At 68.4% G+C, this 7,970-nt stretch carries 6 protein-coding genes; 2 read left to right on the plus strand and 4 right to left on the minus strand.

What is annotated here, in order from left to right; translation table 11 throughout:
• The first annotated feature begins 11 nt into the window (after positions 1-11).
• Positions 12-1,268: a DUF6596 domain-containing protein gene (locus tag RIT73_RS12980; RefSeq protein ID WP_309132498.1), complete on the plus strand. Its 1,257-nt coding sequence runs from the start codon at positions 12-14 to the stop codon at positions 1,266-1,268.
• A 24-nt stretch (positions 1,269-1,292) separates the two neighbouring features.
• On the opposite strand, the gene RIT73_RS12985 is transcribed toward RIT73_RS12980, so the two are convergent.
• The 4 genes from RIT73_RS12985 to RIT73_RS13000 all read right to left on the minus strand — a co-directional run bounded on the left by RIT73_RS12985 (position 1,293) and on the right by RIT73_RS13000 (position 6,375).
• Entirely contained in the window at positions 1,293-2,696 is a 1,404-nt protein-coding gene (locus tag RIT73_RS12985) for an FAD-linked oxidase C-terminal domain-containing protein (RefSeq protein ID WP_309132499.1), read from the minus strand.
• An 80-nt stretch (positions 2,697-2,776) separates the two neighbouring features.
• Entirely contained in the window at positions 2,777-4,582 is a 1,806-nt protein-coding gene (locus tag RIT73_RS12990; RefSeq protein ID WP_309132500.1) for a biotin carboxylase N-terminal domain-containing protein, read from the minus strand.
• Between the two features lie 87 nt (positions 4,583-4,669).
• Positions 4,670-5,431 (minus strand): nucleoside triphosphate pyrophosphatase, encoded by a 762-nt coding sequence (locus RIT73_RS12995; protein WP_309132501.1) that lies wholly within the window; start codon positions 5,429-5,431, stop codon positions 4,670-4,672.
• On the minus strand, positions 5,428-6,375 hold the full coding sequence (locus RIT73_RS13000) for an SGNH/GDSL hydrolase family protein (protein WP_309132502.1): 948 nt from the start codon (positions 6,373-6,375) through the stop codon (positions 5,428-5,430). The genes RIT73_RS12995 and RIT73_RS13000 overlap by 4 nt, the downstream gene beginning before the upstream one ends.
• A gap of 65 nt (positions 6,376-6,440) precedes the next feature.
• Between RIT73_RS13000 and RIT73_RS13005 the strand changes: the two genes are divergently transcribed.
• The gene (locus RIT73_RS13005; protein WP_309132503.1) at positions 6,441-7,841 is read left to right on the plus strand and encodes an AI-2E family transporter; all 1,401 of its coding nucleotides are present in this window, start codon (positions 6,441-6,443) and stop codon (positions 7,839-7,841) included.
• Positions 7,842-7,970 lie beyond the last annotated feature (129 nt).

The raw sequence follows: 7,970 nt of genomic DNA on the forward strand, positions 1-7,970 counted from the left end.
GGTCCGAACCGATGACCACAGGCCCCGGCGAGCACACCGCCGCAGTCGCCGCCGTCCTCTCCCGCCTCGGGGCAGAGGACCGGTCGCGCCTGCTGGCGGTGCTCGCCCACCGCTTCCACGACCTCGACCTCGCCGAGGACGTCCTCTCCGATGCGATGGTGGCGGCGATGGAGAGGTGGCCGGAGGCCGGAACCCCGGACAATCCCGCCGCCTGGCTGCTCACCGTTGCGAAGAACCGGGCCCTGGACATCGTCCGCGGGGATGCGGTGCGGGCCAGGCGACTGGCAACCCTTCGAATCGAGGACGAGCTGGTCGCAGGCGAGGCCCGCGATCATTCCGAGGAACTCGTCGAGTCCTTCGGCTCCGCCCGGATCCCCGACGAGCGCCTGAACCTGTTCTTCACCTGCTCGCACCCGACTCTGAAGACGAGCGAGCAGGTGGCTCTCATCCTCCGCTGCCTGGGCGGACTGTCCACTGCCGAGGTGGCCGCCGGATTCCTCGTCGACACGACGACGATGCAGCAGCGCCTCGTGCGGGCGAAGAAGCGCATCCGCGTCACCGGGATCCCCTTCCGCCGCCCCGCCGACGACGAGCTGCCCGAGCGACTGCCGCCCGTGCTGCGGGTGCTCTACCTCATCTACACGCAGGGCTACGTCGCGACGGCGGGGCCGGCCCACGTGCGCCCGGAGCTGACGACCGAGGCGATCCGACTGACTCGGGTGCTCGCTCATCTGCTGCCCGCAGAGACCGAGGTGAGAGGACTGCTGGCTCTGTTCCTGCTGACCGAGGCCAGGCAGGCCACGCGCAGTGACGCGGAGGGGCTGCCGGTGCCGCTGTCACGGCAGGAGCGCAGTCGGTGGGATTCGTCCCTCATCGTCGAAGGGCTCTCCCTCGTCACCCGCGCCGCCGGAGAACCGGGGTCGGGCGGCTATACGATCCAGGCCGCGATCGCTGCCCTCCACGCGGAGGCCGCGAGTTTCGCGGACACGGATTGGAAGCAGATCCGGGTGCTCTACGCGATGCTCCACCGGCTCGAACCGACTCCGATGGTCGCCCTCGCCGAGGCGGTGGCGATCTCCCGCAGCGAGGGGCCTCGCGCCGGTCTGCGAGCCCTGGAGGAGGTGGGCCTGGAGGGCCGCCGCCCCTTCCACATCGCCCGGTCGATCATGCTGCGTGAGGTGGGGGACGAGGCTGCTGGCGCAGCCGAGGCCGAGCGGGCGCGGCGGTGTCCCGGCAACGATGCCGAATCCGCCTTCATCGACCTCTGAGAAGTCCCTGCGGCCGGGGAAGACCTATCCGTCGGCGGAGGCGCGCTGCTCCGCCGAGAGCAGCATGGCTCCGGGGTTGAGGATGCCGAGCGGGTCGAAAGCGTCCTTGACCCGGTGGTTGAGGTCCATCACATCGTCGCCGAGGTACCCGGCCAACCAGGGACGTTTGAGCCGGCCGACGCCGTGCTCGCCGGTGATCGTTCCGCCGAGGCCGACGGCGAGGTCCATGATCTCGCCGTAGGCGAGGTGGGCGCGTTCGCGGGCGGCCTCGTCGGTGGGGTCGAAGACGACGAGCGGGTGCGTGTTGCCGTCGCCCGCATGGGCGAGGACGGCGACGATGACGTCGTGCCGGGTCGAGATCTCGGCGATCCCGTCGACGAGGTCGCCGAGCGCGGGGATGGGAACTCCGACATCCTCGAGGAGGATCGTGCCCTTCTTCTCCACCGCCGGGATCGCCAGCCTGCGTGCGGCGACGAATGCCTCTCCGTCGTCGGGGTCGTCGGTGGAGAACACCTCGGTGGCTCCTGCCTCCTCGCACAGGCGGGTGACCTCGGCGATCTCCACTCCGGCGTGTTCGGCGGGCTCGTCCGACTGGACGATGACCATCGCCGCGGCCTCGCGGTCGAGGCCCATCTTGGTCTCGTCCTCGACGGCGTTGATCGTCGGCGCGTCCATGAACTCGAGCATGGACGGGCGCATGGTCGAGGTGATCGCGAGCACTGCGGCAGTCGCCGAGGCGAGTGTGGGAAACGTCGCGACGAGCGTCTGCGGCCGACGCTGAGCGGGAATGAGGCGCAGGGTGATCTCAGTGATGATGCCCAAGGTGCCCTCGCTGCCGACGAAGAGCTTCGTCAACGGCAGCCCGGCGACGTCCTTGATCCGCGGACCGCCGAGGTTGACGACGCGACCGTCGGCAAGCACGACCTCCAACCCCATCACATAGTCGACGGTGACCCCGTACTTCACACAGCACAGCCCGCCGGCATTGGTGGCGATGTTTCCGCCGATCGAACAGAAGGTGTAAGAGGCGGGGTCCGGCGGGTACCAGAGCCCGTGCTCGGCGGCCGCGTCCTTGACCTCGAAGTTGAAGGCCCCGGGCTGAGCGGTGGCGATCCGGGTGGCGGGGTCGACGGTGACTTCGCGCATCTGTTCGAGCGACAGCGTGATCGCCCCGTCGACGGCTGTCGAACCACCTGACAGACTCGACCCGGCCCCGCGCGGGATCACCGGGGTGCGGGTCGCCGAGGCGAAGCGCATCACCTCCTGCACGTCAGCCGTGCAGGTCACGCGGACGACGGCCAGAGGAGTGCCGGCATCTGGGTCCTCCGCACGATCGCGGCGGTAGGCTTCGAGCTTGACCGGGTCGGTGATGAGCGCGCCGGAGGGCAGGCGCTGCGCGAGTTCGTCGAGAGTCGTGGCGTGGTTCACACCAGTGAGACTAGCATCTCACTGGACTCCCGAGAGCGGGGGCGGTCGGACCGCCCCGCGCGCTCAGGCGGAGAACGCGCTCAGGCGGAGAAGCGGATGAGCGCCTCTCCGGCCTTCACGGAGGAACCGGCGGCCACGAGCACCTCGGCGACGGTGCCGGCATGCCCGGCCTTGAGCGGCTGCTCCATCTTCATCGCCTCGATGACGGCCAGGGTGTCCCCGGCTTCGACGCTGTCGCCGGGGCTGACGGCAACGGAGACGATCGTGCCCTGCATCGGCGCATTGAGGGCATTCGAGTCATCGTCGAGGCGGGCTCCCTTCCGGCGCAGGCTGCGCTTGCGGCGGGGAACGCTCGGACTCGGAACGTGTCCGAGGTCGGAGACGACGTCCTTGGGCACAGACACCGTCATCCGGCGTCCGTCGACCTCGACCACGACGGTGAAGCTGTCGACGCTCGCGCTCATGTGATCTCCTGGCTGTGGGTTGGTGAGCGGATTGACGAAGGCGGTCTCGAGCCAGTTCGTCCAGACCTGGAAGTCCTTCGCGAAGGCGTCCTCGGCGACGAGGACACGGTGGAGCGGCAGCAGGGTCGACACACCGTCGATCCGGTACTCGTCGAGGGCGCGCTTGGCCCTGGCCAGGGCCTGAGGGCGATCGGCCCCGGTGACGATGAGCTTGGCGAGCATCGGGTCGAAGTCGGTGCCGACGACGCTGCCCTCGCCGATCCCGGAATCCAGCCGCACCCCGGGGCCTGCGGGCGCCCGATAGTTCTTCACGGTGCCGGTGGCGGGGAAGAACGTCGTCGGATCCTCCGCGTTGATGCGGAACTGGATGGAGTGGCCGCGCACCGTGGGGAACTCGTCGGGCAGTCGCTGGCCAGAGGCGATCTTCAGCTGCCAGGCGACGAGGTCGACGCCGGTGACCTCCTCGGTCACAGTGTGCTCCACCTGGATCCGTGCGTTGGCCTCCATGAAGATGATGGTGCCGTCGGTGCCGAGGAGGAACTCGCAGGTGGCTGCTCCGACGTAGCCGACGTGGGTGAGCACCCGGGCTGAGGCTTCGGTGACGATCTGCTCCTGCTCGGCGGAGAGGTAGGGCGCCGGCGCCTCTTCGACGATCTTCTGGTTGCGGCGCTGGAGCGTGCAGTCGCGGGTGGAGAGCACACGGACATTGCCGTGGGCATCAGCCAGGCACTGGGTCTCGATGTGGCGGGGGCGCACGATCTGCTTCTCGATCAGGCATTCTCCGCGGCCGAAGGCGGCCAGCGCCTCTCGGGTGGCGGCGGTGTAGGCGGCTTCGAGTTCGTCGGCCGAGGCGCAGGCGCGGAAGCCTCGTCCGCCACCGCCGTGGACGGCCTTGATGACGACGGGATAGCCGATCTGCTCGGCGACCCGGGCGGCCTCGGTGACATCGGCGACGGCACCGTCGGAGCCCGGCGCCACGGGTGCGGACACCGCCTCGGCGACCTCCCTGGCCCCTGACTTGTCGCCGAGGAGCTCGATCGCGGCCGGGGGAGGACCGATCCAGGTCAGGCCCGCGTCGATGACGGCCTGGGCGAACAGGGCGTTCTCGGCCAGGTAGCCGTAGCCGGGGTGGATGGCATCGGCGCCGGCGCGTTTGGCCAGCGCGAGGATCTTGTCGATGTCGAGGTAGGTCTCCCCTGCGCCCGCACCGTCGAGCAGCCACGCATCGTCCGCGAGCTGCACGAAGTCGGCGTCCGAGTCCGCGCGGGTGTAGACGGCGACGGCTTTGACTCCCATGTCGTGTGCCGCGCGGATGATGCGCAGCGCGATCTCACCGCGGTTGGCGATGAGGACGCGGTGGACTGCGGCAGTGGGGACGTGAGTGTGCAGCAGTGCGGTCTGCTCGGGGAGAACTGTGGTCATGGCGCTCCTTTAAGTATGATCTCCGATCAATTTAGGGAGCGGCACCAAGAGATTGTAGGCATGCGATAAAAACCAGGGGTGATGTCTTCAATCGGTCCGGGCGTGTCGCCGCGCAGACCACAGGTCGGGCCAGAACAGTCCCACGTCGGAGACGAGGCCTCGGACCACGGGCAGGCTCAGTCCGAGGACGGTCAGATGGTCGCCGTCGAGTCGGTCGACGAACGCTCCGCCGTATCCGTCGATGGTCAGGGCCCCGGCCACGTGGAAGGGCTCCTCAGTCGCGATGTAGGCCTCGAGCTCGGCCGGGGTCGGTCGGCCGATGAGCACCGAGGTGGACGAACGGGCCGACCGGATGTCCCTGACCTCGAACTGCGGGCGGCCCGATTGTGGGAAGGAGACCTCGAGCACGGCCACAGTGTGCCCGGTGTGGAGGACCGTCGTCCGGCCGGCCATGTCCCTCCACACCTCGCGGGTGCGCTCGGCGGTGCCGGGCTTGCCGATGGGGCGTCCGTCGAGTTCGAGGAGGGAGTCGCCGGCGACGAGCACGACGGTGCCGCCCCGCGGCGAGATTCCGGCGACTGCGGCAGAGGCGACTGCCGGGGCGGGGACTGCGGCGGAGTCTGCGAGAGCGCCGAGGAGCTGCGCCGGCGGTTCGTTGAGGATCCTGTCGATGACAGCGCGCGCCTTGGCCTCGGAGAGCGCTGTGGTCAGCTCGCAGACGTCTCCGGAGAAGGACGCCTCGATGGCCTCCTCATCGACATGGGAGACGACGATGATCGGATCGATTCCCGAGGCTCTGAGGATCTGCCGGCGCGCGGGCGACTGAGAGGCGAGGACGACAGGGATCATCGAACCTCCGAGTCCGATTCCTCGCGGGGGGTGGCCTCATCCTCCGCCTCGGTCGGCGAATTCGCCTCAGGATCCGAGCTGCGCTCGGCGAATTCGGGAATGTCGAGGCTGCGGTCGACGAGGACGGGGGCATCGATGCGTTCGGCGATGGCAGCCAGCACGGTGCTCGAGAGCTGCGCATAGCCGAGGGTGCTGGGGAACCGACCGGACTCGTTGAGCAGAGAGGCCTTCGTCGTGCCGCTCAGCGATTGGGTCGCGGTAAGGGGGACGGCATGGGCGGCCAGAGCTGCCAGCCATTGGGAACCCGCGAGCACCCGGGAGGTGCGACGCAGAGACGTCTTCAACGGGTCGCGCAGCCCCGGCAGCCCTCCGAGGTTGGGGCACACCAGCACGAACACCGTGTACCGGCCCTCGCGCTGGAGTCGGTTGATCGCCTGGTTGAGGACAGGGATGCCGATCGTGCCATGGATCGGATGGATGATGTCCCCGGTGCCGATCGAGATGACGGCGAAGCGCCGGTCGTCGCTCCGTCGCTGCGAGAGCTGGCGCGAGAGCGACGCCGAGTTGAGGATCTCACCCACCTGCGCCGGCAGGTCCTCGGACAGGGCCGAGGGGCGGGCCGTCGATTGGACGCGGACGGTGGTGCTGAGCATTCTGGCGAGTCCGCGGGCGATGAGGTGGGGCGGCGTCCGGGTCGGATCCTCGACCTCGAGGCCGCACAGCCACGAGTCACCGAGAATCGCCAATGCCACGGAATCGCCATCGTCGTCGCCTTCGGGAGGAGGTATGGCCTCGGTGACGGGTTCGTAGTGCCGGTTGACGTCGTCGTCGAAGGCACGCCGGAGAGAGCCGGCCTGGTGGCGGAGGAGACCCACGGCGGAAGCACCCACCCCCACCGCAGTGCCGGTCATGGTGGCAAGGGCGTAGAGCATTCGCTTACCCATAAGATTTTCCCCTTTCTCCGCCATCATTGCACCTCCGAAAGGCACCGAACAACTATTGTTGAAGCATGTCTGAGAACGAGAAGAAGCCCGGCGCGAACAGATTCCGGGGGGCGTGGGACACGTTTCGTCTCAAACGGGACCAGGCACGAGCCCTGGACCCGAGCTCCCAGTACACCGATCTGCACCTGACTCCCGAGGAGATCGCGCGGATCCGTGCGGAGGCCGAAGCCGAACCCTATGTGTCTCCCGGTCTCAAAGTCGCCGCAGCCTGGTCCTGGCGCTCGATCGTGGTCCTTGTCGGCATCGGGGTGGCCCTGTGGCTGCTGGCCAAGGTCTCCGACGTCCTGCTTCCGGCGCTCATCGCCCTGCTCCTGACGGCGCTGCTTGCGCCGCTGACAAGTTGGCTGGTGCGCAAGGGCCTGCCCCAGGCTGCGGCCGCGGCGATCAGCTTCGTCGGCTTCCTCGTCGTCGTCGCCGGGCTGATCACCCTCGTCGGTCAGCAGATCTACTCTGGGATGCCCGAGCTGGTCTCGCAGGTCATCTCCGGGTTCTCCGCCATCAGTGATTGGCTGGCCAACAGGCCTTTCGGCATCGACTCCACGACCGTCTCGGCCTACATCGATGAATCGATCGCCCGAGCCACGAGCTGGCTGCAGAGCAACAGCAGCCAGCTCCTCGGCGGCGCGTGGCAGGCCACGTCCTCGGTTGGGTCGTTCCTCGCCGGCGCTGCCCTGTGCCTGTTCACGACCTTCTTCTTCCTCTATGACGGGAAGAAGATCTCGAAGTGGATGATCAACCTGCTGCCCATCCCGGCACAGAAGACCGCTGAGGGTGCGGCGCTGCGCGGATGGAAGTCATTGGTCCAGTATGTGCGCAGTCAGATCCTCGTCGCCGGCATCGACGCGATCGGCATCGGAATCGGCGCAGCCTTCCTCGGGGTGCCACTGGTGATCCCGCTGACGGTGCTCGTGTTCCTGTCGTCATTCGTGCCCGTCGTCGGTGCGGTCGCCTCAGGCGTCATCGCGGTGCTCGTCGCGCTGGTGTCCAATGGCCTCGGCAGTGCGCTGATCATGCTCCTGGTCGTCGTCGCCGTGCAGCAGATCGAAGGGCAGGTGCTCCAGCCGTTCATCATGGGCAAGGCGGTGTCGGTGCATCCGCTGGCCGTGGTGCTCGCGGTCGCCGCAGGCGCCTATCTGTTCGGGATCGTCGGCGCCTTGTTCGCGGTGCCGCTCGTGGCGGTCCTCAACACGATGGTCGGATACATCGTCAGAGCCAACGGACCCCGGCCGGACCGTGATCCTGACAGCGATCCACCGGAAGCGACCGGCGGCGGGGAAACGACATCCCTCGACGCCGAGGCGAACGCCGCTCCCGAGGTGCCAGTCCCCGGTGCAGCTCCGGCAGCCCCCGGCGCGGGCGGAGTCGCGGGCACCGGCGACGTCTCCGCCGACGACGAACGCCGCTGAGCGAGAACGCGAAGTGCCCTGAGCACCGAGGCTCAGGGCACTTGGGTTCCGGGGCAGAAGTCCTGGGTACAAGCCGCGGGGAAGAACCACCGGGCATAGAGAAGTGGGCGGGTGATCACCCGCCCACTT

The organism is Brevibacterium sp., assembly GCF_031179145.1.
In the GTDB taxonomy this organism is placed as follows: Bacteria; Actinomycetota; Actinomycetes; order Actinomycetales; family Brevibacteriaceae; genus Brevibacterium.